27 protein-coding genes are annotated in these 23550 nt (G+C 39.4%); 25 read left to right on the top strand and 2 right to left on the bottom strand.

Features of this window, described 5'->3' with window-relative positions; all coding sequences use genetic code 11:
* The first annotated feature begins 120 nt into the window (after nt 1–120).
* The 3 genes from MKX72_RS22620 to MKX72_RS22610 all read left to right on the top strand — a co-directional run bounded on the left by MKX72_RS22620 (nt 121) and on the right by MKX72_RS22610 (nt 4380).
* Nucleotides 121–2679 (top strand): vitamin B12-dependent ribonucleotide reductase, encoded by a 2559-nt coding sequence (locus tag MKX72_RS22620; RefSeq protein WP_034271024.1) that lies wholly within the window; start codon nt 121–123, stop codon nt 2677–2679.
* Between the two features lie 285 nt (nt 2680–2964).
* Nucleotides 2965–3396 (top strand): transcriptional regulator MntR, encoded by a 432-nt coding sequence (mntR, locus tag MKX72_RS22615; RefSeq protein ID WP_013085004.1) that lies wholly within the window; start codon nt 2965–2967, stop codon nt 3394–3396.
* Between the two features lie 102 nt (nt 3397–3498).
* Entirely contained in the window at nt 3499–4380 is an 882-nt protein-coding gene (locus MKX72_RS22610; protein WP_028411603.1) for a patatin-like phospholipase family protein, read from the top strand.
* 30 nt (nt 4381–4410) lie between these two features.
* On the opposite strand, the gene MKX72_RS22605 is transcribed toward MKX72_RS22610, so the two are convergent.
* Complete coding sequence (locus tag MKX72_RS22605; protein ID WP_013059160.1) at nt 4411–4809, bottom strand: SA1362 family protein; 399 nt, start codon at nt 4807–4809, stop codon at nt 4411–4413.
* Between the two features lie 48 nt (nt 4810–4857).
* The gene (locus MKX72_RS22600; RefSeq protein WP_028410652.1) at nt 4858–5814 is read right to left on the bottom strand and encodes a DUF1385 domain-containing protein; all 957 of its coding nucleotides are present in this window, start codon (nt 5812–5814) and stop codon (nt 4858–4860) included.
* A gap of 313 nt (nt 5815–6127) precedes the next feature.
* On the opposite strand from MKX72_RS22600, the gene MKX72_RS22595 reads away from it, so the two are divergent.
* The 22 genes from MKX72_RS22595 (at nt 6128) to MKX72_RS22490 (ending at nt 23467) form a co-directional block, all read left to right on the top strand.
* Nucleotides 6128–6664: a YqhR family membrane protein gene (locus tag MKX72_RS22595; protein ID WP_033579707.1), complete on the top strand. Its 537-nt coding sequence runs from the start codon at nt 6128–6130 to the stop codon at nt 6662–6664.
* Nucleotides 6665–6785: 121 nt separating this feature from the next.
* Nucleotides 6786–7223: a type II 3-dehydroquinate dehydratase gene (gene aroQ, locus MKX72_RS22590; protein ID WP_013059157.1), complete on the top strand. Its 438-nt coding sequence runs from the start codon at nt 6786–6788 to the stop codon at nt 7221–7223.
* Nucleotide 7224: 1 nt separating this feature from the next.
* Complete coding sequence (locus MKX72_RS22585; protein ID WP_033579709.1) at nt 7225–8283, top strand: M24 family metallopeptidase; 1059 nt, start codon at nt 7225–7227, stop codon at nt 8281–8283.
* Nucleotides 8284–8302: 19 nt separating this feature from the next.
* A complete protein-coding gene (gene efp / locus MKX72_RS22580; protein ID WP_013059155.1) occupies nt 8303–8860 on the top strand; it encodes an elongation factor P in 558 nt (185 codons plus the stop codon).
* A 138-nt stretch (nt 8861–8998) separates the two neighbouring features.
* Nucleotides 8999–9280, top strand: a complete 282-nt coding sequence (locus MKX72_RS22575; protein ID WP_028411599.1) for a YqhV family protein — start codon at nt 8999–9001, stop codon at nt 9278–9280.
* 65 nt (nt 9281–9345) lie between these two features.
* Nucleotides 9346–10293, top strand: coding sequence for a stage III sporulation protein AA (gene spoIIIAA, locus MKX72_RS22570; protein WP_047749845.1), 948 nt, complete (start codon nt 9346–9348; stop codon nt 10291–10293).
* 6 nt (nt 10294–10299) lie between these two features.
* Entirely contained in the window at nt 10300–10812 is a 513-nt protein-coding gene (gene spoIIIAB, locus MKX72_RS22565) for a stage III sporulation protein SpoIIIAB (RefSeq protein ID WP_028411597.1), read from the top strand.
* Nucleotides 10813–10831: 19 nt separating this feature from the next.
* Complete coding sequence (spoIIIAC, locus tag MKX72_RS22560; RefSeq protein WP_013059151.1) at nt 10832–11038, top strand: stage III sporulation protein AC; 207 nt, start codon at nt 10832–10834, stop codon at nt 11036–11038.
* A gap of 20 nt (nt 11039–11058) precedes the next feature.
* Entirely contained in the window at nt 11059–11442 is a 384-nt protein-coding gene (gene spoIIIAD, locus MKX72_RS22555) for a stage III sporulation protein AD (protein ID WP_013059150.1), read from the top strand.
* 24 nt (nt 11443–11466) lie between these two features.
* On the top strand, nt 11467–12651 hold the full coding sequence (spoIIIAE, locus tag MKX72_RS22550; RefSeq protein ID WP_013059149.1) for a stage III sporulation protein AE: 1185 nt from the start codon (nt 11467–11469) through the stop codon (nt 12649–12651).
* Nucleotides 12648–13277 (top strand): stage III sporulation protein AF, encoded by a 630-nt coding sequence (gene spoIIIAF, locus MKX72_RS22545; RefSeq protein WP_224980536.1) that lies wholly within the window; start codon nt 12648–12650, stop codon nt 13275–13277. Before spoIIIAE ends, spoIIIAF begins: the two co-directional genes overlap by 4 nt.
* Nucleotides 13274–13936, top strand: coding sequence for a stage III sporulation protein AG (gene spoIIIAG / locus MKX72_RS22540; protein ID WP_013084996.1), 663 nt, complete (start codon nt 13274–13276; stop codon nt 13934–13936). Before spoIIIAF ends, spoIIIAG begins: the two co-directional genes overlap by 4 nt.
* 7 nt (nt 13937–13943) lie before the next feature.
* The gene (locus MKX72_RS22535) at nt 13944–14594 is read left to right on the top strand and encodes a SpoIIIAH-like family protein (RefSeq protein ID WP_223268967.1); all 651 of its coding nucleotides are present in this window, start codon (nt 13944–13946) and stop codon (nt 14592–14594) included.
* A 352-nt stretch (nt 14595–14946) separates the two neighbouring features.
* Nucleotides 14947–15453 (top strand): acetyl-CoA carboxylase biotin carboxyl carrier protein, encoded by a 507-nt coding sequence (gene accB / locus MKX72_RS22530; RefSeq protein WP_098112938.1) that lies wholly within the window; start codon nt 14947–14949, stop codon nt 15451–15453.
* Nucleotides 15454–15465: 12 nt separating this feature from the next.
* The gene (gene accC, locus MKX72_RS22525; protein ID WP_028411593.1) at nt 15466–16818 is read left to right on the top strand and encodes an acetyl-CoA carboxylase biotin carboxylase subunit; all 1353 of its coding nucleotides are present in this window, start codon (nt 15466–15468) and stop codon (nt 16816–16818) included.
* 29 nt (nt 16819–16847) lie between these two features.
* The gene (locus MKX72_RS22520; RefSeq protein WP_013059143.1) at nt 16848–17249 is read left to right on the top strand and encodes an Asp23/Gls24 family envelope stress response protein; all 402 of its coding nucleotides are present in this window, start codon (nt 16848–16850) and stop codon (nt 17247–17249) included.
* A 221-nt stretch (nt 17250–17470) separates the two neighbouring features.
* Nucleotides 17471–17863, top strand: coding sequence for a transcription antitermination factor NusB (gene nusB / locus MKX72_RS22515; protein WP_013059142.1), 393 nt, complete (start codon nt 17471–17473; stop codon nt 17861–17863).
* Between the two features lie 84 nt (nt 17864–17947).
* Nucleotides 17948–19288, top strand: coding sequence for an exodeoxyribonuclease VII large subunit (gene xseA / locus MKX72_RS22510; RefSeq protein WP_034271010.1), 1341 nt, complete (start codon nt 17948–17950; stop codon nt 19286–19288).
* A gap of 3 nt (nt 19289–19291) precedes the next feature.
* Nucleotides 19292–19525, top strand: coding sequence for an exodeoxyribonuclease VII small subunit (locus tag MKX72_RS22505; RefSeq protein WP_013059140.1), 234 nt, complete (start codon nt 19292–19294; stop codon nt 19523–19525).
* Nucleotides 19525–20421, top strand: coding sequence for a polyprenyl synthetase family protein (locus MKX72_RS22500; protein ID WP_033579711.1), 897 nt, complete (start codon nt 19525–19527; stop codon nt 20419–20421). The genes MKX72_RS22505 and MKX72_RS22500 overlap by 1 nt, the downstream gene beginning before the upstream one ends.
* A 320-nt stretch (nt 20422–20741) precedes the next feature.
* Nucleotides 20742–22643: a 1-deoxy-D-xylulose-5-phosphate synthase gene (gene dxs, locus MKX72_RS22495; protein WP_033579712.1), complete on the top strand. Its 1902-nt coding sequence runs from the start codon at nt 20742–20744 to the stop codon at nt 22641–22643.
* Entirely contained in the window at nt 22640–23467 is an 828-nt protein-coding gene (locus tag MKX72_RS22490; protein ID WP_028411589.1) for a TlyA family RNA methyltransferase, read from the top strand. The genes dxs and MKX72_RS22490 overlap by 4 nt, the downstream gene beginning before the upstream one ends.
* Nucleotides 23468–23550 lie beyond the last annotated feature (83 nt).

Genomic DNA, 23550 nt, shown 5'->3' with positions numbered 1-23550 from the left:
TATTGAATTCGTCCAAGCCGTGTGGTAAGTTATTGATAGTTGATTGAAAAACTCTATTTCCTTTAAAAGGAAATAGAGTTAATAAATTTATAGATGTTCGATAGGTAAGGAGTTGTGAGAATGACTGTTTTGTTAAATCAAAAAGTGAATATGAATGTTGAAAAGCTCAATTCAGATATTGAACGCTTTCCGCAAGTACATCCGATTACACCGGATATGAAGTTAACTCATAAAGGTGTTTCAAGATTGGTAATGTTAGACCGCTATGCGTTTAAAGATACGGAAAAATTAACGTTATCAGAAGGAGATTTTGTTGTTCTAACTGTAAAGGAAGACCCAAAATTTCCAGCACGAGGACTTGGCTATGTGGAAAGCATTAATTTTGAGCAAAAGACCGCTGTTGTCAAGGTAGAAGATGAGTTTAGAGGTGCTTTATCGCCTGAAGAAGCAGAAAACGGGTTAATTACTCGTTCGCTAGATGTCATTGAAAAGCCTCTAGAAGTCTTCTACGAGCAAATTGCAAAACGTAATGCAACAGGCTTAGCTTCTGTGGAAAAAACAGAAGAAAAGCGCAAAGAGTGGTTTGAAAAGTTCTATCAAGAGCTTGTTCAGCTAAACTTTGTACCCGCTGGTCGCGTTCTTTACGGTGCAGGTGCTGACACGGACGTAACTTACTTTAACTGTTACGTAATGCCTTATGTGAAAGATTCACGTGAAGGTATTTCAGAACACCGCAAACAAGTAATGGAAATCATGAGCCGTGGAGGCGGTGTTGGAACGAATGGTTCAACTCTTCGCCCGCGCAACACGCTGGCTCGCGGTGTAAACGGCAAATCATCTGGTTCGGTTTCATGGTTAGATGATATTGCTAAACTGACGCATCTTGTTGAGCAAGGTGGGTCACGTCGTGGGGCTCAAATGATCATGCTTGCCGACTGGCATCCTGACATTGTAGAGTTTATTATTTCTAAAATGCAAAACCCTCGCATTTTACGTTTCTTAATTGAAAACACAAATGACGAAATGATTAAAAAGCACGCGCAAGATAAATTGAAGTTCACGCCGCTAACAGAGTCTGAAGAAGCAATGTACCAAGGAATCATTAACTATAAACAAATTCCTGGTCTTGGTGGATTTAATGAAAAAATCATTAAAGATGCAGAAGAAAAGCTGCAAACTGGCGGAACGTACAGCGTTCATAACTCAGAGTTTTTAACAGGAGCAAACATTTCTGTATGCTTAACAAAAGATTTTATGGATGCTGTTGAAAACGACGGTGAATACGAACTTCGCTTCCCAGACGTAGAAAGCTATTCAAAAGAAGAAATGGCTAACTACAATGAAAACTGGCACGAAGTAGGCGACGTGCGCGAGTGGGCAAAACAAGGAAACAAAGTTCGTACGTACCGTACTATCCGTGCAAAAGAGCTATGGAACTTAATTAATATTTGTGCAACGTACTCAGCTGAACCAGGCATTTTCTTCTTCGACAATGCCAATGACATGACAAATGCTCAAGCATATGGTCAGCACGTTGTTGCAACGAATCCATGTGGTGAACAACCACTTGCACCATTCTCTGTTTGTAACTTAGCTGCTGTTAACTTAGCGCAAATGGCAGATAAAGAAACAAAAACAGTTAACTTTGAAAAGCTACGTCAAACGGTTGAAACGGGCGTTAGAATGCAAGATAACGTTATTGATGCAACTCCTTATTTCTTAGAAGAAAACCAAAAGCAAGCGCTTGGCGAACGCCGCGTTGGTCTTGGTGTAATGGGTCTTCACGATCTTCTTATTTATTGTGAAACAGAATACGGCTCTGACAAAGGCAATGAGTTAGTAGATAAAGTGTTTGAAACAATTGCCACGACGGCTTACCGCGCGTCTGTAGAGCTTGGAAAAGAAAAAGGAAGCTTCCCGTTCTTAGTGGGCGAAACAGATGCTGAAACGGCTTCTTTACGTGAAGCATTCACAAATACAGGCTTCATGAAAAAAATGCCTGAAGATATTCGTGAAAACATTAAAGAGCACGGTATCCGAAACTCTCATTTATTAACAGTAGCGCCAACAGGCAGTACTGGAACGATGGTTGGAGTATCAACGGGTCTTGAACCTTATTTCTCATTCTCATACTTCCGAAGCGGTCGTTTAGGTAAGTTTATTGAAGTGAAAGCTGATATCGTTCAAGAGTATTTAGATCAGCATCCAGAAGCAGATCCAAACAATCTTCCTGAATGGTTCATTTCAGCTATGGAACTTGCACCACAAGCTCACGCGGACGTGCAATGTGTGATTCAGCGCTGGATTGATAGCTCAATTAGTAAAACAGTAAACGCTCCTCGTGGTTACACGGTAGAGCAAGTTCAAAAAGTGTACGAGCGTCTGTATAAAGGCGGAGCAAAAGGCGGTACGGTGTACGTAGACGGAAGCCGTGATGCACAAGTCTTAACGCTAAAAGCAGAAGAAAATACATTTGATGAAGAAATTGAAGCGCCAAAAGAAGAAACAAAACCACACGTTGTGTTAGTTGATACAATTAATGAAATTCGTTCAACTGATGTAACAATCGGTTCTGAAGTAGGTAATACGTGTCCGGTTTGCCGTCAAGGAACGGTAGAGGAAATGGGCGGATGCAACACATGTACAAACTGTGGTGCACAGCTGAAATGCGGCCTTTAATTTTTAATCATGATTGACTAGTAAAAGCTGACTCAAGTGAGTCGGCTTTTATTATGTATGAAAATGGGGCATAAATAAGAAGCGAGAGAGAACGGTTCTTGTATTTGAATAAGCATTGTAGTATGATTTTAATTGAATGTCTTTTATCCAGTTTTATCTTATGACATCGCTTTATTTACACGTTTTTTTCACATAGATTATCAAACATGAACACGATATCACTATAAGAAACAGACATTTATGACTTATTATTAGCAATACATAATATTAATTGGGGGAGATTTCATGCCTACACCGAGTATGGAAGATTATATTGAACAAATATATATGCTAATTGAAGATAAAGGATACGCTCGAGTGTCTGATATTGCTGATGCATTGGCGGTTCACCCCTCATCTGTAACAAAGATGGTTCAAAAACTAGACAAAGATGAGTACTTAATTTATGAAAAATATCGAGGCCTTGTTTTAACAGCTAAGGGACAGAAGATTGGAAAACGTCTTGTTTATCGCCACGAGCTCTTAGAGCAGCTATTGCGAATCATTGGCGTGGATGAGAAGAATATTTATGATGACGTAGAAGGAATTGAACATCATTTAAGCTGGAATTCCATTGATCGAATTGGGGACTTAGTTCAATACTTTGAAGAAAATCATAACCGTATTCAAGATCTTCGCAATGTACAAAAACGAAATGAAGAAGAGCAAAAATTATAAGGAAAAAGCAGCGGCCAATAGCGTCACTGCTTTTTTTCTTTTTATCATAACTTGTTGCTGAGTCGACTACAAATGTAGAGTAGGTAGTTTGGAGGAGAGGCTGTGTACGTCGACGGAGTATTTTCAGGTGGCGGTATTAAAGGGCTTGCACTGATTGGTGCGTTACAAGCTCTAGAAGAAAAAGGCTTTATTTTTCGGCGGTTAGCGGGAACGAGTGCGGGTTCCATTATTTGTGCATTTGTAGCAGCTGGTTATACAAGTGAAGAAATTGTTGAAATGATGAATGAAATTGAGTTATCTTCTTTCCTAGATCAAAGAATGTCCTTTTTACCATCGAGCTTGACAAAATGGCTGTTTTTATATTGGAAAATGGGATTATATAAAGGAGAAAGGCTTGAAAAGTGGATTGCTGAGAAGTTGCGGAGCAGAGGAATTCGTACATTTGCTGATTTGCCTGATCAGTCGCTGCGTATTATTGCGTCAGATTTGACCAACAGTACGATGCTTGTTCTTCCAGATGATTTGCCTAAATATCACATTGATCCGAATCGTTTTTCTGTAGCAAGAGCCGTTCGGATGAGCTGCAGCATTCCATATTTTTTTGAGCCGGTTAAATTAAAATCTACTCCAAGCAGTTTAATAGTCGACGGGGGAGTGTTAAGCAACTTTCCAATTTTTTTATTTGATGATGATAAAAGTTTGAAGAAACGACCGGTAATTGGTGTGAAGCTGAGTCCGAAGGACGAAGAGAGAGAACGGAATAAAATTAAAAATGCCGTTGGTTTATTCAGTGCGCTTTTTGAGACGATGAAAGATGCGCACGATGCAAGACATATTTCAAAACGTCACGAAAAAAATATTATCTTTTTACCTGTTAATCAAGTTTTTGCGACAGAATTTACCCTCACAGAAGAACGGAAGGAAGAGCTGATTGCGTTTGGCAAAAAGCGTACAAGGGCATTTTTGAAAAAATGGTGCTATTAAAAAAACAAGGAGGCTTTTCTCCTTGTTTTTTTAAAAGAATGCTCTATTTTTCTTTTTTCCTTTTTTACCTTCGATGACGGTCAAGTGTGAGTTGTTTTTCTTTTTCTTTAGCGGTTTCGTTGATTTGGATACCGGGCGCTTATTTGAGCTTCGGTACGTATGCATATCAACTTTGTTGCTTCCTCGCTCTTTTTCTTTTTGACGCAGTTTCGATTGCTTTACTGCGCGCACATAGCCTCTATCTTGACCTTTTGTCTGAGAAGGGCGGAGAATAAACCGATAAACTAAGTAAAACAAAATGATAAACAGAAAAATATAACCTGCTTGACGTAATAAAACAGCTGGATCTGTAATCAACGTAAATGCAAAGCCAATGACTCCTAACCCGATTAGACCATATACAAGTGGTTTCACGAATGGACGTCTCATTTTGTTCACCTCCTAAAATAGTAAAAAAAGAAAGCAAAACGGTGTGGATTAGACAACTTGTTCGTCAGTGGTAGAAGAAAGTTCATTTTCAACGCGTAAAAGTTCTTTAAATGAAGCAATCGCAACTTCAACTTGATCATCTTTTGGTTCTTTGGTTGTTAAAAGCTGAAGCCATAAACCGGGATAACCTAAAAAGCGAAGAAGAGGGACATGACGAACTTTATTGGTTAACTGTAACACTTCAAATGATAAACCAAGGACAACTGGAATTAATGCAAGGCGATCCACAATTCGTAACCAAAGAGGATCCGTTGGAACTAGTAGGTAGACAAACATTCCTACAACTACGGTAAAGAGGATAAAGCTACTTCCGCAGCGATAATGAAGTCGAGATTGTGCTTGAACGGCTTCTACCGTAAGTTCAGCATTGTTTTCATATGCATTAATGACCTTGTGTTCTGCTCCATGATATTGAAACACCCGTTTAATAAGTGGCGTTTGTGAAATCACATAAATATAGCCAAGGAGCAATAATAGTTTAAATACTCCTTCAATAAAAACTTGAGCTACACTTGAAGTGAAAACAGGACGTGTCAATTGTGCTAAAAACACAGGAATCAATGTAAATAGTACTTTCCCGAAAAGAAAGGATATTACACCAATAGTTGCAACGCCAAATATTAAAGATAGTTTTGATTCTTTTTTCTCTTTTTGTTGTTCTGCTGCTACTTGAGCATCATCTTCTGGATTCACGTCATAGCGTTCAGAGGAAAAGTTCAAGTGCTGCGTACCGTTTGCACTGGCTTCAACAATAGCAGCAATTCCTCGTAAAAAAGGAATTTTTTTAAAAGCAGTGAGTACGGAATTTGATTTTCTTTTTGAATGAAAATAATCAATAGATTGATCTTTGCGGCGAATAGCCGTCACCATCATACGTTTGCCACCGAACATGACACCTTCTATAACGGCTTGACCACCATACGCAGGTTTTTGTAATTTAGACATTTCAGGCACCAACCTAACTTAACTAGACTAGACTTCTTAGTATTTTATATTCTACAGCAAAATCAAATAAACCTCTAGGCGGATGCATGTTATCTAGTTTAGCCAATATTTTTCATCTCCACACCCTTCATATGAATTTTTTTCCTTTCATTTATAAAATTTGTTTATGAAACTCTGTGCGAAGTAGTTTTAAAATGTCTCTGCGATATCAGGCGCCCTTCTTGCGTATAGGAAGAGTAATAAACGTAAAAACTTAGAAATGAGTCGGTAGGAAATGAGAAAAAAGTTCATACTACATCAAGAGGTGATTAATATGTCAGAACCTAAAGAACAGCATGAAAAAAAACAGGATAACCAACCTACGCATAAACAGGAAATATCTTTTTTATTTAAAGCCATCTTTATTTCCTTTTTTGGAGGGGTTTTCTGGAGCTTTATTGGCTATTTAAATTATCTGTTTAGCTTTAGTGTTATCAATCCAAATATGCTTTTAGATCCATGGGCATTAGGTAATTGGAAGGATAAAGGAATAGGTGTTATCGTCAGTATTTTTCTCATAGGGGTATTATCTATTGTTGTCGGGTTGTTATACTACGTCCTATTAAAGAAGTTTAAAACAATTTGGATAGGTTTTGCTTACGGCTTATTATGGTGGGCAATCGTATTCGTTGTTTTGAATCCGCTCTTTCCTAACTTGAAAACAATTGGAGAGCTTCCAGCTAACACAATTATTTCATCCCTCTGTATTTATATTTTATATGGTGTATTCATCGGATATTCCATTTCTTTTGAAGCGGCAGAGCTTCAAACAAAAGATGAATCTACAGATTTTCAAACGGCGAATAAGTAGTGTGAATGTTCCAACGTATGCTAATATATTCTATATAATGATTTAAAAAGAAAAATAAAGTGTAAATTCACACAAGTGAGCTGCATAAAGGGTTCGTAGTAGGGGAGAGTGTTGAAATAAGATGAATAAGATTTTAGTAATAAACGGTCCTAATTTAAACCGTTTAGGCGTACGCGAACCAGCGGTATATGGGACAGATAATCTTCAAAATCTTGAAGAGAAGCTTCAGCGAGCAGGCAGAGACCATGGGGTAGAAGTTGAGTGCGTACAGTCTAATCACGAAGGTGTAATTATCGACTGGATTCACGAAGCGGATGAGAAGTTTGATGGGATTATGATCAATCCTGGTGCTTTTACTCACTACAGTTATGCCATTCGAGATGCGATTGCCAGTATATCTGTTCCTGTTATTGAAGTGCATATTTCGAACGTACATAAGCGTGAAGAGTTTCGCCACCATTCGGTGACGGCACCTGTTACGCATGGTCAAATTGTCGGGTTAGGTTTATACGGATACGAGCTTGCTCTGCAGGCACTTTTACAATTAAGGGGGAAATAAAATGAAAATCGAAAAACTACGCGAACAGTTTTCAAAGTTGAATGTAGACGGTGTTGTCGTTACAAGTGAATATAACAGACGCTATATGACCAATTTTACAGGATCTGCTGGTGTCGTTATCATTTCTGAAGACAAAGCGGCATTTGTAACAGATTTTCGTTATGTTGAACAAGCAACTAGTCAAACAGAAGGTTTTGATATCGTTCAGCACAAGGGTCCTATTGTAGAAGAAGTAGCGAATGTAGTGAAACAATTTGGAATTAAAAAGCTTGGTTTTGAACAGAATTATGTTACATATGGACAGCATCAATTATTTGATAAGCATATCGGCGCGGAACTTGTTCCAATCTCGCACGCAATCGAAAACTTACGCTTGATAAAGAGTGACTCAGAGATTAAGATATTAAAGGAAGCTGCAAAAATAGCAGATGCAGCATATGAACATATTTTAACCTTTGTTCGTCCTGGTTTAACAGAGCTTCAAGTATCGAATGAACTGGAGTTCTTTATGAGAAAACAAGGCGCAACATCTTCATCTTTTGATACAATTGTTGCTTCAGGGCATCGCGGGGCTTTACCGCATGGTGTTGCTTCTGACAAAGTAATTGAAAAAGGCGAACTTGTAACGCTTGATTTTGGCGCATACTATAATGGTTACTGTTCAGATATCACACGAACATTTGCCGTCGGTGAAGTAAGTGATAAGCTAAAAGAAATTTATAATGTCGTACTGCAAGCAGAGCTTAACGGAATGAACGGTATCAAAGCAGGTATGACGGGTAAAGAAGCAGATGCGCTAACGCGTGATTATATTACAGAACACGGATACGGCCAGTATTTTGGACATTCGACCGGTCACGGCGTAGGGTTAGAAGTACACGAAGGCCCATCGCTTTCTGTGAAATCTACAGATGTACTGCAGCCAGGTATGATTGTAACCGTTGAACCAGGTATTTACATACCAGACTTAGGGGGCGTTCGTATTGAAGATGATACGGTCGTCACAGCAGAAGGTAATGAGGCATTATCGCACTCATCAAAAGAGTTCATTATTTTATAAAATGTAGGAGGATTTCTTCATGATTTCAGTAAATGATTTTCGTACAGGTTTGACAGTAGAAGTAGACGGGGGTATTTGGCGTGTAATGGATTTCCAACACGTAAAGCCTGGTAAAGGCGCTGCATTCGTTCGCTCAAAACTACGTAACCTTCGTACAGGAGCTGTGCAAGAAAAAACGTTCCGTGCAGGTGAAAAGGTAGGAAAAGCTCAAATTGATAATCGTAAAATGCAATATCTATATGCAAGCGGCGATCAGCACGTATTCATGGACAACCAGTCTTATGAGCAATTAGAGCTTCCGGCGAGTGCAATTGAATATGAGCTAAAATTCTTAAAAGAAAATATGGAAGTCGCAATTATGATGTATCAAGGTGAGACATTAGGTGTTGAACTTCCAAACACAGTTGAGCTTAAAGTAACAGAAACTGAACCTGGTATTAAAGGTGACACAGCTTCTGGCGGTACAAAACCAGCAACTGTTGAAACTGGTTTAACAGTAAACGTTCCTTTCTTCGTAAATGAAGGCGACGTATTAATTATTAACACAACAGACAGCAGCTACGTATCACGCGCGTAATTCGGTCGTGTAAGCAAGCTGCAAACACACGAAAAAGGCAGAGAATGATTCTCTGCCTTTTTTGTGTGTTTTTTTGTGCTAACCCTTCCTTATTTTGCATAGGTTGTACTAAACAACGCAGAGATATAGGAGGGGCTTATGAAGCAGTGGTTGGATCATTTAAACGGTACGGTATTAACGATGGCGTGCCTTCGATTTATTTCTTCATTTATTGAGTTTATTGCCGCTATTTTAATTGTCACAAACAATGATGTGAAAAAAGCGTTAATGATTAATGGAATGCTAGCGCTTGTTGGTCCGATTGTAATGGTGAGTTCTTTCACCATTGGTTTAGTGTCCGTAGCAGATCAATTATCTTTTGGAAAATTAATCATGATTGTAATAGGAGTGCTCTTCATTTTAATCGGTGTTTTTAAATAAAAGGTAGGCATAAAATGGTCAAGCTCATAATACATTGAAGTGAGTTCAAATATGAGGGGATGAATATGTTAAACGAAATACTTGCAATTTTTCCGCCTAATTTAAAAAAGACTGTTGAATTTTATGTCACAAACCATTCTCATGTGCTAGAAGAAATTCGAGTGCGCATAGGAAGACCTGTCGAATTTACAATCAACAATCAGCCTTATTTCGAATCGTATCTTCCAAGTGCAGAAGATGCTTTATTTATCTTAAATAAACTAAGCCAGTTTTCGATTTATATGATTGAAGAAGAATTAAAAAAAGGATATGTCACCATTGAAGGCGGACACCGGGTTGGACTAGCGGGAAAAGTTGTAACGGAAAATGGACAGGTTCGTGTGATTCGTGATGTATCATCCTTTAATATCCGGATTGCTAAACAAAAGATTGGCATTTCGAATCAGCTTATTCCTTTTTTATACAATCGCTATTGGCAAAGTACGGTCATTATAGGACCTCCTCAAACAGGAAAAACAACCATGATTCGTGATTTAGCCAGAGTAATAAGCACTGGCATAGAGCGCTCTAAGATTCCTCCGTTTAAAGTAGGGATTGTAGATGAACGATCAGAAATTGCTGGGGCTGTTAAAGGGGTTCCTCAGCATACATTCGGATCTAGAATGGATTTATTAGATAGCTGTCCGAAAGCTGAAGGCATGATGATGATGATTCGCTCCATGAGTCCCGATGTACTGATCGTGGATGAAGTTGGAAGTGAAGAAGATTGTAAGGCCGTACTTGAAGCCGTTAATGCTGGTGTTCGTGTCATTATGACTGTTCATGGGTATGACATTGACGATTTAATGAAGCGTCCCACTTTGAAAGCTTTAATGAAACTTCACGTATTTAAAAGGTATGTTGTGCTATCGAACAGCCGAGGTCCTGGAACACTTCAGGCTATCTATGATGAGCATTATAACTCCATGAAATTGACCGCTGAAAAGTCGCTTATTGAAAATAGTAAAGGGTGATGGTGTATGAAACTGTTTGGTGCCATCTTTATCTTATTTGCTTCCACTTACACAGGATTTGAGTTTGCAAAGCAGCTTAGCGAAAGACCTAGGCAGCTCAGGCAATTAAAAACGGCTCTTCGGTCGTTAGAAGCGGAAATTATGTATAGCAACCGGCCTCTTCAAGAAGTTGCTCATTTGTTATCTCTACAGCTTCCTAACCCTTTAGCTTCTTTATTTAGTGAGTTTTCAATGAAATTAAAAGAAGGTACTGAAAGTGTCAAGGAAGCTTGGGAAAAGACGTTGGACCAATTTTGGAAACAAACCGCACTTAAAACAGGAGAACTGGAAATCTTAAAACAATTTGGTGAAACGCTTGGTCAGCATGATCGTTATTCGCAGCAAAAGCATATTTTGCTGACGCTGAACCATCTCGAACGCGAAGAACAAGATGCAGTTGATAAGCAGAATCGCTATGAAAAAATGGTTAAAAGTTTAGGCTTTCTATCTGGATTGCTACTGGTCATCCTATTGATGTAGCGATGGAGGAGGATTGAATGTGGGAATTGATATGAACACCATTTTTCAGATTGCTGGGATTGGTATCGTCGTAGCTTTTTTAGTCACCGTACTCGAACAGATGGGAAAAAAAGATTACGCGAATTGGGTTACCCTCATCGGTTTTATTTATATTTTATTTATGGTTGCTTCGATTGTGGAGGACTTATTTCAAAAAATCAAATCGGTTTTTTTATTTCAAGGGTAGAGGGGTGATTTGCCATTGAAATGCTTCAAATTGTGGGCTTAGGATTAGTAGCGACATTTTTGGCACTCATTTTAAAAGAACATAAATCACCTATTGCTTTTTTACTTGTCGTATTCGTGGGATCCGTGATCTTTCTTTTTTTAATTGATCAAATCTACGAGATTATTAAGATGGTCGAGCGGCTGTCGATCAATGCTCACGTTAACATGATTTATGTGGAAACCATTTTGAAAATCATTGGTATTGCCTATATCGCCGAATTTGGTGCTCAAATTACGAAAGATGCAGGACAAGGTGCCATTGCTTCTAAAATTGAATTAGGTGGAAAAGTGCTGATTCTCTCCATGGCAATTCCTATTTTGACGGTCATTATTGAAACGATTATTTCAATGCTGCCCAATTAATTTTACTTAATATGAGGTGACGAAATGAAGCGGTGGACGTTTAAAGTGAATATACTCGCTCTTCTTTTGTTCCTCTTTTTTTTCTTTCCAGAAAATGTACAAGCTTCCGAACCCCCGAAGCAGCAAGAACTTGTCAATGAACAAATTGATAAGCTCGGTATCGATGAAGTCAAACAGTTTTGGGACGATATTATTACCCAATACGGCGGCTTTTTACCCGAGAGTCAGAAGGGAAGTTTAGTCGATTTTTTAAAAGGAGAAAAAGAGTTCTCTCTTAAAGAATGGCTAGGAGGTCTTGTAAAGTTTTTATTTCACGAAGTATTAGCGAATGGAAAGCTCCTCGGTACACTCATTATGCTAACGGTTTTTAGCGTGTTTTTGCAAACGCTCCAAAGTGCGTTTAATCAGCAAACCGTAAGTAAAGTAGCGTATGCGCTTGTATATATGGTTTTGATCATCATTGCTCTTAATAGTTTTCAAATTGCTATTTCTTATGCAACAGGAGCGATCGAGACCATGACCAAATTCATTTTAGCTCTGGTGCCGCTGCTGCTTGCCTTAATGGCATCATCAGGAGGAGTTGTATCGGCAGCCTTTTTTCATCCGATGATTTTGTTTTTAATGAACACCAGCGGTTTGCTTATTCAATACGTAGTGATGCCGCTGCTTTTTCTTTCAGCACTGCTTAGCATTGTGAGTACGATTTCAGATGAGCATAAGGTTACACAGCTTGCTCAGCTGTTGAGAAATATAAGCATTGGCGTGCTTGGAATATTCCTAACTGTTTTTTTAGGTGTGCTATCCGTCCAAGGTGCCACATCAGCTGTTGCTGACGGTATTACGATTCGAACGGCAAAGTTCGTCACAGGGAACTTTATACCTGTTGTAGGACGTGTGTTCACAGATGCGGCTGATACAGTCATCAGTGCCTCGCTTCTATTAAAGAATTCAGTAGGGATTGCTGGAGTAGCAGTCTTACTGTTAATCGTCGCATTTCCGGCTATTAAAGTGTTAACGCTCGCTTTTATCTATAAGCTAGCAGCAGCTCTTCTTCAACCCATTGGAGGAGGACCGGTTATTTCCTGCTTGAGCATTATCAGCAAAAGCGTCATCTATATTTTTGCGGCGCTTGCTGTTGTCTCGCTTATGTTTTTCTTATGTTTAACGGTCATCATTACAGCGAGCAACGTCACAATGATGGTGAGGTGAAGAAATTGCAGGCCTTAACGACGTGGATTACGAATATCGTTCTTTTTATCTTATTAGCTACCATTATTAATTTACTGTTGCCCAATTCTAGTTTTCAAAAGTATACGAAGCTGGTGGTTGGACTTCTTTTGATGCTGATTATTATTACACCCGTTTTTCAAATTTTTAAAGTGGATGTTAATCAAATGCTGAAATCACTTAGCTTATCATCTATTCGATCCGATCAACAGGTAGAAAATTCAATAGAAAATCAGAAAAAAGAAATACAAGCTTCACAACGTGCATATATTTTAGAACAAATGGCTGTCCAAATGGAGGCAGATGTAAAAGAGGAGTTGATGGATCAGTATGGTGTAGCAATTGATCGAATTCACATTGAAACAAAAAAGCCGAACGACGAACCTACCGCTGATAATATTAAATCCATTTCAGTTGCCGTAAGTAAAAAAGCATCGGGTGATTCCGAGGTTGTTTCAGCTGTGAAAGTTATTTCTATTGATACCTCCACACCGATCGAAACAAACAAACCAACAGAATCCAAGAAATTATCCAACTATTTAGCAGCAAAATGGGATGTAAAACAAGGCCAAGTTGTTGTGAATATGGAGGAGGGAGACACGAAATGAGTCAAAAGCCAGAAAAAGGTGACCCATCATTTTTTCAGCGGTTCTTTTCACTTAAACAGTCATCAACTACGAAGAAACCTTCAAAGTTAATGTATATAGGTATTTTACTAGCTGCAGGCGTTATCTTTATGGTATTTAGCAACTCACTCACAACATCTATGAATTCAGGCGGATTATTAAAGAGTGCAAGCAAAGAAACCAGCGCACCACCCGTATCACAGGATGTTCCCGCTTTTAGCTCCAAAAAGACAACAACGATGACAGGTTATGAAGAGCGGTATGAGGAAGAATTGAAAGATATTTTAGATCAAGTTAGAGGCGTAAGTAAGGTAAAAGTAATTGTGAACCTAGATGCAACAGAATCCAAAATATATGAAAAAAATAGCGTGACAAAATCGCAAACGACCAACGAGACGGACCGTGAAGGAGGGACTCGTAAAGTTGAAGATTCCTCAACAGATGAACAGCTGGTCATTGTAAGAAGTGGAGAACAAGAAAAGCCTGTTGTAGTCAAAACCGAAAAGCCAAAAGTCAGAGGTGTGTTAGTTGTCGCTAAAGGAGCTGATAATATCGAGGTAAAGAAATCTATTATTGAAGCCGTGACAAGAGCGCTCGATATACCAAGTCATAGAGTAGCAGTATTAGCGAAAAAAGGATGAGGGGGAAATGAATATGTTATTAAAAAAGCAAACGGTTTGGTTATTAACAATGTTAAGTTTAGTTGTTGTGTTATCGGTGTACTATATGACAACGCCAGAAAATCCTCAGAGTAATGTTGCGCTAGTAGACAATGAAAAACAAAGCGAAAAACAGGCTGATGACAAGGCTCCTGCAGAAGATACAAAACAACAGGCAGATGAGAAATCAGGAACAAAAGAAGATTCAAAAACCGAAGGCTCAGCAGAAGATGTAAAAAAGGAAACGGCTAAAAATGCAAAAGAATCAGCGGTTGTATCAAGCACAGATAGCGACGAGCTATTTACGGCGCTCCGCTTGGAATTAAATGATGAAAGAAGTCAGCTGAAAGAAGAGTATCAGGAAGTAGCGGCATCAAAAAATGTAACGCCTGCAGAAGTAAGCAAAGCGATGGATAAAATCGATGAATTATCAAAGCTCGGGGAAAAAGAAGCAACGCTGGAAACATTAATTAAAGCAAAAGGATACAGCGACGCGCTAGTAAGAGCAGATGGAAAACAAGTGCAAATTACCGTTAAGACAGAAAAACACTCAAAAACAAAAGCCAATCAAATCATTCAGCTAGTCAAAAAAGAAATGGGTCCAAAAGAAGTAGCGGTAGAGTTTCAGCCAACTAAATAAAGGGAATAAAAGAAGTGTAAAACAGCCGCAAATTGGGGTTGTTTACACTTCTTTTTTTATGAAATGACTAAAATCTAAGCGAGACGGGAAAAATTTTAACATGGCTTTCTTTTTTTACTTCGGTTATAATAGGTTTCATAATCTTATATTAGTACTAGGTGACAAATGTTTTCATAAGTATTGTCATCTGTAAAGCTATGTTTCCATTTATAAAACAATAACGCTAAAAAGTTATTATAGAGTAAGTGGAACTTCTTTTTAATGTTTGCCAAACGAATTGAATGGCTGTAGCCATTTATCGTATTATTAACATTGTAGAGAATTCTATTTTCATGAGGTAGGAGTGTTCAATATGTTAAAAATTCAAGAGATCCGTGAGATCATTAAACTAGTTGATCAATCATCAATCGAGGAGTTCACCTATGAGCACGAAGGCTCCAAAATCAAGATGAAGAAAAAAGACGCAATTGTTTCCAAACAAGCGCAGCAAGTAGTGGTTTCGGCACCTGAACAAGCAGCAGCACCTGCACCGCAGGCAGCAGCGGCTCCAGCGCCAGCCCCGGCAGCACAGTCTGCACAGCCAAAAGAAGAACAAGCGGCCCCAGCGGTTGATGAAAGCTTACATAAAATTACATCTCCGATGGTAGGGACATTCTATGCGTCATCATCGCCAGAAACAGATGTATACGTAACGCCTGGAGATAAAGTACAAAAAGATTCGGTTGTATGTATCGTAGAAGCAATGAAATTATTTAATGAAATCGAAGCAGAAGTTAAAGGTGAAATCGTTGACGTATTAGTTGAAAATGGACAACTTGTAGAATACGGTCAACCTCTTTTCTTAGTAAAGCCTGAATAAGGAGCGGTAAATATGATTAAAAAGCTATTAATTGCGAATCGAGGAGAAATTGCGGTTCGAATTATTCGAGCGTGTAAAGAGTTAGGTGTAGAATCAGTAGCTGTTCATTCTCAAGCTGATCGCGATTCTTTGCATGTACAATTAGCAGACGAAGCGTATTGTATTGGACCAACGTCATCTAAAGACAGCTATTTAAACTTTACAAACATTATGAGTGTTGCGATGCTAACGGGCTGTGACGCTATTCACCCTGGATACGGCTTTTTAGCTGAAAACGCTGATTTTGCAGAGCTATGCAGAGAGTGTAACGTTACATTTGTAGGACCAAGTCCTGAAGCCATTAACAAAATGGGAACAAAAGACGTAGCGAGAGAAACGATGCGTGAAGCCGGTGTCCCAATTGTTCCTGGTTCTACTGGAATTGTAGAGTCAGTGGAAGACGGTATGTCAATCGCTAATGATATTGGCTATCCTGTTATTATTAAAGCAACGGCAGGAGGCGGAGGAAAAGGAATCCGCGTTGCGAAAAATGAACAAGAGCTTATTAAAGGTATTACAATTACGCAGCAAGAAGCTGCTACAGCTTTCGGTAACCCTGGTGTGTACATTGAAAAGTTCATTGAGGATTTCCGTCACGTTGAGATCCAAGTGTTGGCTGATTCTCATGGAAATACTGTACATTTAGGAGAGCGTGATTGCTCGATTCAACGCCGTCTTCAAAAATTAATTGAAGAAACGCCTTCTCCAGCGTTGGACGAAAAAACGCGTGAATTAATGGGCGACGCTGCTGTTAAAGCCGCTCAAGCCGTTAATTACACAGGAGCCGGAACCGTGGAATTCATTTATGATTATCGTGAAAACAAATTTTACTTCATGGAAATGAATACGCGTATCCAAGTAGAACATCCTGTTACAGAGATGGTGACAGGAGTTGACTTAATTAAAGAACAAATCAACGTGGCAAATGGTGAAACTTTACCGTTTACGCAAGAAGAAGTGACGTTTAACGGATGGGCAATTGAGTGCCGAATCAACGCAGAAAACCCAGAGAAAAACTTTATGCCATCACCAGGTACGATTCAAATGTACTTGCCGCCAGGTGGCTACGGAGTGCGCGTAGACTCTGCTGCATACCCGGGCTATGCAATCCCACCTTACTATGATTCAATGGTGGCTAAATTGATTGTTCATGCGCCAACTCGTGAGGAAGCTATTGAACGAATGAAGCGCGCGTTAGATGAATTTGTTATCGATGGCGTTGCGACCACTATTCCTTTTCACCAAAAGCTATTAAATCATGAAAAATTTGTTAGCGGTGAATTCAACACGAAGTTTCTTGAGCTATATGACGTAATGAATTCTTAGTATAATATAAACTATAGGAGGTGCTGTACATGAATGAAAATCATGTATTAGAAATGGAAGAACACCCAAATTCTCTTGGCAAAGTAGAAATTGCTCCTGAGGTTATTGAAGTCATTGCGGGTATTGCTGCTTCTGAAGTAGAAGGCGTTTCTGCAATGAGAGGAAATTTTGCAGCTGGCGTTGTGGAGAAACTAGGAAAGAAAAACCACGGTAAAGGTGTAAAAGTGGACTTAACAGAAAACGGGATAAAAGTAGACGTGTTTTGTATGATGAAGTTTGGTGTGTCTATTCCAAACGTAGCGCAGCAAGTACAAGATAACATTCGTCAAGCCCTTAAAAATATGACAGCTATTGATCTCGATGAAGTAAACATTCATATCGTAGGGATTCAGTTTGATACGCAAAAAACTGATATTGAAGAAGTTGAATAAAACAAACGTTTACCTAACGGCTGTTGCTAAAATGGAATAACGTATGATTACTTGTTCCTTTTCAACACAAGCTATGGTAAAGTGAAAAAGACTGTCTCGTCATAAAGACGGTCTTTTTCGTGTTCTACAAACTTCGTATAAGAACAATCAAGTATCGTTTCATAAACTATGCTATTATCTAGGTATACTAGTTGAAGAAGATAAATAAAGGAGCAAAAATAATGAAAAGACATACAGCACGCCAAAAAGCATTACAAGCACTATTTCAGCATGATTTAGGGCAAACCGAGCCAATGGAGGCAATCGGAAATGTTGTACAAAACGAAAAGTCTGATCAATTTTTAGAAAGTCTTGTGCTAGGTGTAGTTGAGCATCAGCAAGAAATTGATGAACTTTTACGCAATCATTTAGAAAAATGGACGTTAGACCGCGTAGCTACTGTAGACCGCGTAATCCTGCGTATTGCCGTATACGAAATGAAGTATGAAGAAGAAATTCCTACGAGCGTTACGTTAAATGAAGCGATTGAATTAGCAAAAACATTTGGCGATGATCAATCAAGCAAGTTTATCAACGGCGTATTGTCTAAAGTGTTAACAACTTTATCTAAATAAACGTTCATCTTGCCAAATCAAGTGACTAAAATGCTTCTCTCCTTTATATAAAGGGGAGAGGGTGACTGCAAAGGAGGCAAAATGATGAGTGAAGTGCGTTATCTAACCGTTACGGCTCTTACACGATACATCAAGCGCAAGTTTGACGTAGACCCTCACATGCAAGATGTATGGATTAAAGGAGAAATTTCTAACTTTAAACGTCATAGTCGAGGACATATGTATTTCACCTTAAAAGATCAAAATGCTCGCATCGCAGCCGTTATGTTTGCTGGGCATAACCGTCAGCTTAATTTTCAGCCTGAAGAAGGAATGAATGTACTGATTCGAGCTGAAATTTCGGTTTATGAACCAAGCGGAAATTATCAAATGTACGTAAAAGAAATGCAGCCTGACGGCGTTGGAAACTTATACTTGGCCTACGAACAGCTGAAAAAAAAGCTGGAAAAAGAAGGCTTGTTTGATCATGCTAGAAAACGAAAACTTCCGAAGTATCCAACAACAATAGGTGTGATTACATCTCCTACTGGAGCCGCCGTACGTGATATTATTACGACATTAAAGCGCAGATATAACGCGAACATTATTGTTATGCCCGCTCTTGTTCAAGGAGTGAATGCGGCACCGTCTATCATCAAGGCAATTGAAGAAGCAAACCGTCGTAAAGAAGCAGACGTATTAATTGTCGGCCGCGGCGGCGGGTCAATTGAAGAGCTTTGGGCGTTTAACGAAGAAAGCGTAGCTCGTGCAATTTTCACTTCTACTATTCCCGTTATTTCAGCGGTTGGACATGAAACCGATTTTACAATTGCAGACTTTGTAGCAGATTTGCGAGCCCCTACTCCAACGGGTGCTGCGGAGCTGGCCGTACCTCATATCAGTGAAATTACAGAAAGATTGACTCAGCGAAATATCCGTCTTCTTCGTTCGATGAAAGAGATGCTTCAGTCTAGTAGCCGCAGGCTTGAACGATCTCAGAAATCATATGCTTTTCGTTACCCTCAAAAGTTGGTCGAGCAAAAAGAGCAGCAGTTAGATCAGCTGATGGAGCGTTTTTATCGTGAAGGTAGAAGGTACATTGAGCATAAACGGACGAACTACGAGCAGCTAACAGCCGCTTTGTTGCGCAATCACCCCGAGCATCAGTTAACGAAAGCGGCAGACCGTCAACAGCAGCTGACGAAAATGCTGACAAAAGAGATGCAGCAGCTGCTAAAGCAAAAACAGCTTTTATTTGCCACGGCAACGTCAAAATTACATACGCTTAGTCCATTAAAAACAATGGAAAGAGGCTACAGCTTAGTATACGATAAAGAAAAAGAGTTAATTAAATCAACCAAACAAGTATCCAAAGGTGATGTGGTAAACGTTCGTTTGACCGATGGACAGTTGCAGTGTGAAGTTTCGAAAATAGAGGAGCGATGAAAAATGGCGACAAATAAAGAGTATACGTTTGAAGAGGCGATGGAGCAGTTAGAAACCATCGTAAACAAGCTAGAAGAAGGCGACGTGCCTTTAGAAGAAGCAATTCAACAATTCCAAGAAGGAATGACTCTTTCAAAATTCTGTCACGATCGTCTTCAGCATATTGAAAAGCAAATGGAAACTATTTTACGTGAAGACGGAACGCTTGAGCCATTCTCGGTACAGGAGGAAGAGTGATGGTGAATGAAATGAATTTAAAAGAGTATATTTCTTTTACAAAAGATCGAGTAGAAACACGCTTGCCTGAAGTGGTAAAGGCATTACATGCTCCGGTTAACTTAAAGGAATCCATGCTTTACTCGCTTACGGCAGGAGGAAAGCGACTTCGCCCAGTGCTGTTGTTTGCAACGCTACATGCATTTGGAAAAGACGAGAGCATGGGATTAGAAACAGCCTGTGCAGTGGAAATGATTCATACATATTCGCTCATTCATGATGATTTACCTAGTATGGATGATGACGACTTAAGAAGAGGTAAACCGACAAATCACAAGGTGTACGGCGAAGCAACGGCTATATTAGCTGGAGATGCTCTTTTAACAAATAGCTTTCAGCTCATTTCTGAAGCGGTACATCCTGAAATTACATCACATATGAAACTTCAGCTCATTACAGAACTGGTAAAAGCAAGCGGAACAGAAGGTATGATCAGCGGACAGGTTGCAGATATGGAAGGTGAAAAAAAGCAGCTCACGCTAGATGAGCTTGAATATATTCATCTTCATAAAACGGGGAAGCTGCTAGGATTCTGTGTAAAAGCAGGAGCAATTCTTGCAAAAGCTACGCCTCTACAGCAAGAATTATTAGAAGAATTCAGTAAGCATGTAGGGTTAGCGTTTCAAATTCAAGATGATATCTTGGATGTGGAAGGGTCTGAAGAAAAGTTAGGAAAGCCAATTGGCAGTGATACAGAAAATGAAAAAACGACATATCCTTCTTTATTAGGTATGGAAGCGGCCAAAGAAAAGTTACAGTATCATGTTGAACAAGCACTTCTCTCGTTACGTCAAGCTCAAATTAAGCACGGATTACTAGAAGAAATTTGTTTATATATAGCAAAACGTGATAGTTAATGACGATTTCTGTCAGGTTTTTTGAGTGATACAGTAAAATAAGATTGAGTCCCAATAGGGGCTATGCTATAATGATTTTACTACTGTATAAAAGCGTAGTGCATAGGTTTGAAAGACATATACAATATCTTGGTGGCCGTTATCACATTTGTGTTAGCGGCTATTTTTTCACTATTTTCCTTTGAATATCACTGGTTTACTGATAGAATATCAAAGGTATTGTAAGTAATAAGGAAATACTAAAAATTGACTATACGTATAAAACAATAGACAATGTATTAAGGTAACTTTATAACAAGTACGAAAGTGAGTGATCCACCTTGGATCTTACAACGATAAAAAATCCTGAGTTTTTAAAGAAAATGTCAGTAACACAATTAGAAGAACTAAGTGAAGAGATTCGTCGTTTTTTAATTACAAAGCTTTCTGCAACTGGTGGTCATATAGGGCCAAATTTAGGGGTTGTTGAGTTAACGCTTGCACTCCATAAAGTGTTCGACAGTCCAAAAGATAAATTTTTATGGGACGTCGGGCATCAGTCGTATGTCCATAAAATTTTAACAGGACGAGCGGGAGAGTTTGATACAATCCGTCAATATAAAGGATTATGCGGTTTTCCAAAGCGAGATGAAAGTGAGCATGATGTATGGGAAACGGGACATAGTTCTACATCTCTTTCAGCCGCAATGGGAATGGCTGCTGCAAGAGATTTGCAAAAAACAAAAGCTCACATTGTTCCTATCATTGGTGACGGAGCTTTAACAGGTGGTATGGCTCTTGAAGCGCTTAACCACATCGGGCACGAGCAAACGGATATGACCGTTATTTTAAATGACAATGAAATGTCTATCGCTCCTAACGTCGGGGCTGTACACAGCATTCTGGGGCGTTTGCGCACGGCGGGCAAATACAACTGGGTAAAAGATGAGCTTGAAGTTCTACTGAAAAAAGTGCCTGCGGTAGGCGGTAAGCTCGCGGCAACGGCAGAACGTGTAAAAGATGGCCTAAAGTACATGGTTGTGTCAGGCATGTTCTTTGAAGATCTTGGCTTTACGTATTTAGGACCGGTTGACGGCCATAGCTATGACGATTTATTGGAAACGTTACAATATGCAAAGAAAACAAAAGGACCGGTACTTATTCATGTGATTACGAAAAAAGGGAAAGGGTACTTGCCAGCGGAAAGCGATAAAAGCGGAGCGTGGCATGGTACAGGCCCTTACAAAATTGAGTCCGGTGACTTTATTAAAGACAAAAATGTTCCGATTGCTTGGAGTAAATTAGTAAGTGATACGGTATTGAAAATGGCTAGAGAAGATGAGCGTATCGTAGCAGTAACGCCAGCAATGCCTGTAGGTTCAAAACTTGAAGCGTTTCAAAAAGAGTTTCCGCATCGCATGTTTGATGTTGGGATTGCAGAGCAGCATGCAACAACAATGGCCGCTGGTCTTGCAACTCAAAATATGAAGCCCTTTTTAGCTATTTATTCGACGTTTTTACAGCGTGCATACGATCAAGTGGTTCATGATATTTGCCGTCAGAAGCTAAATGTATTTATTGGGATTGATCGAGCTGGACTAGTAGGTGCTGATGGTGAAACGCACCAAGGTGTATTTGACATTGCGTTTTTACGTCATTTGCCTAACCTTGTTATTATGATGCCAAAAGACGAGAATGAAGGTCAGCACATGGTTCACACTGCTTTGACTTATGAAGAAGGTCCGATTGCGATGCGCTATGCGAGAGGAAACGGATTAGGTGTTGAACTAGATTCAGAACTGAAAAACATTCCGATCGGTACATGGGACGTATTAAAAGAAGGTTCGGATACAACCATTTTAACGTTTGGTACAACGATTTCAATGGCGATGGATGCAGCAGCAGAACTTGAGAAGCAAGGAATCAGCGTCAAAGTGGTCAATGCTCGTTTTATTAAACCGCTGGATGAAAAAATGCTTCACGAGATTTTCCAAACGAATAAGCCTGTGATTACGGTGGAAGAAGCGGTACTTCAAGGCGGTTTTGGAAGTGCGGTGTTAGAGTTTGCATCAGAGCACGGCTATTATGATACTCGCGTTGAACGTATGGGTATTCCAGATCGCTTTATCGAGCACGGCAGCGTAACAAAACTTTTAGAAGAAATTGGCTTAACCAAAGAAGAGATTATAAATCGAGTTAAAAAACTCGTAACACCAACACAAAAGAGGCTTGAAGTTAAGTGACAAAAAAAGAACGAGTAGATGTATTATTAGTAGAACGAGGTTTGATTGAAACAAGAGAAAAAGCAAAGCGTACAGTGATGGCAGGACTTGTTTATGCGAATGAAGTTCGTTTGGATAAGCCGGGAGAGAAAATTGAACGCGATACGCCGCTGACAATTAAAGGTGCAGTGATGCCTTACGTCAGCAGAGGCGGCTTTAAGCTTGAAAAAGCGATTAAAGAATTTAATGTCCATGTAGCGGATAAAATCATGATTGATATTGGTTCTTCTACTGGAGGCTTTACCGATTGTGCGCTTCAAAATGGAGCGAAGATGTCCTATGCGCTAGACGTAGGCTATAATCAGCTAGCTTGGAAGCTTCGTCAAGATGAGCGAGTAGAAGTAATGGAACGAACAAATTTCCGTTATGTGACACCAGCTGATTTATCAAGAGGCTTGCCTGAATTCGCTTCTATTGATGTATCGTTTATTTCCTTAAGACTCATTCTCCCTGTGTTAAAAACACTTCTTGTTCCATACAGCGATGTTGTTGCACTTGTTAAGCCACAGTTTGAGGCTGGAAGAGAGCAAGTTGGGAAAAAAGGAATCGTGCGTGACTCAAAAGTGCATGAAGAAGTCCTTCAAGGAATGGTGGATTTCTCCCTTCGTCAAGGATACGATGTATATAACATGTCGTATTCACCGATAACAGGAGGAGATGGAAATATCGAATTTCTTCTTCATCTGAGCTGGAAAGGCGAGCGTGAACTTGGTGAAAATCAAGCTCCGCTTACTGTGCGTGAAGTGGTCGAAGAAGCACATAAGACGTTAAAAGAGAAAAAGTAATAATGGCCAATGTTAAGCAAAAACTTAGCATTGGCGATTTGATTATGACTCTTTATACAAAAGGTGCATAATCAAGTTGAACA

Origin of the sequence: Priestia sp. FSL R5-0597 (assembly GCF_038006305.1) — a bacterium.
Taxonomy (GTDB): domain Bacteria; phylum Bacillota; class Bacilli; order Bacillales; family Bacillaceae_H; genus Priestia; species Priestia zanthoxyli.
This window is presented reverse-complemented; position numbering and strand designations above follow the sequence as displayed.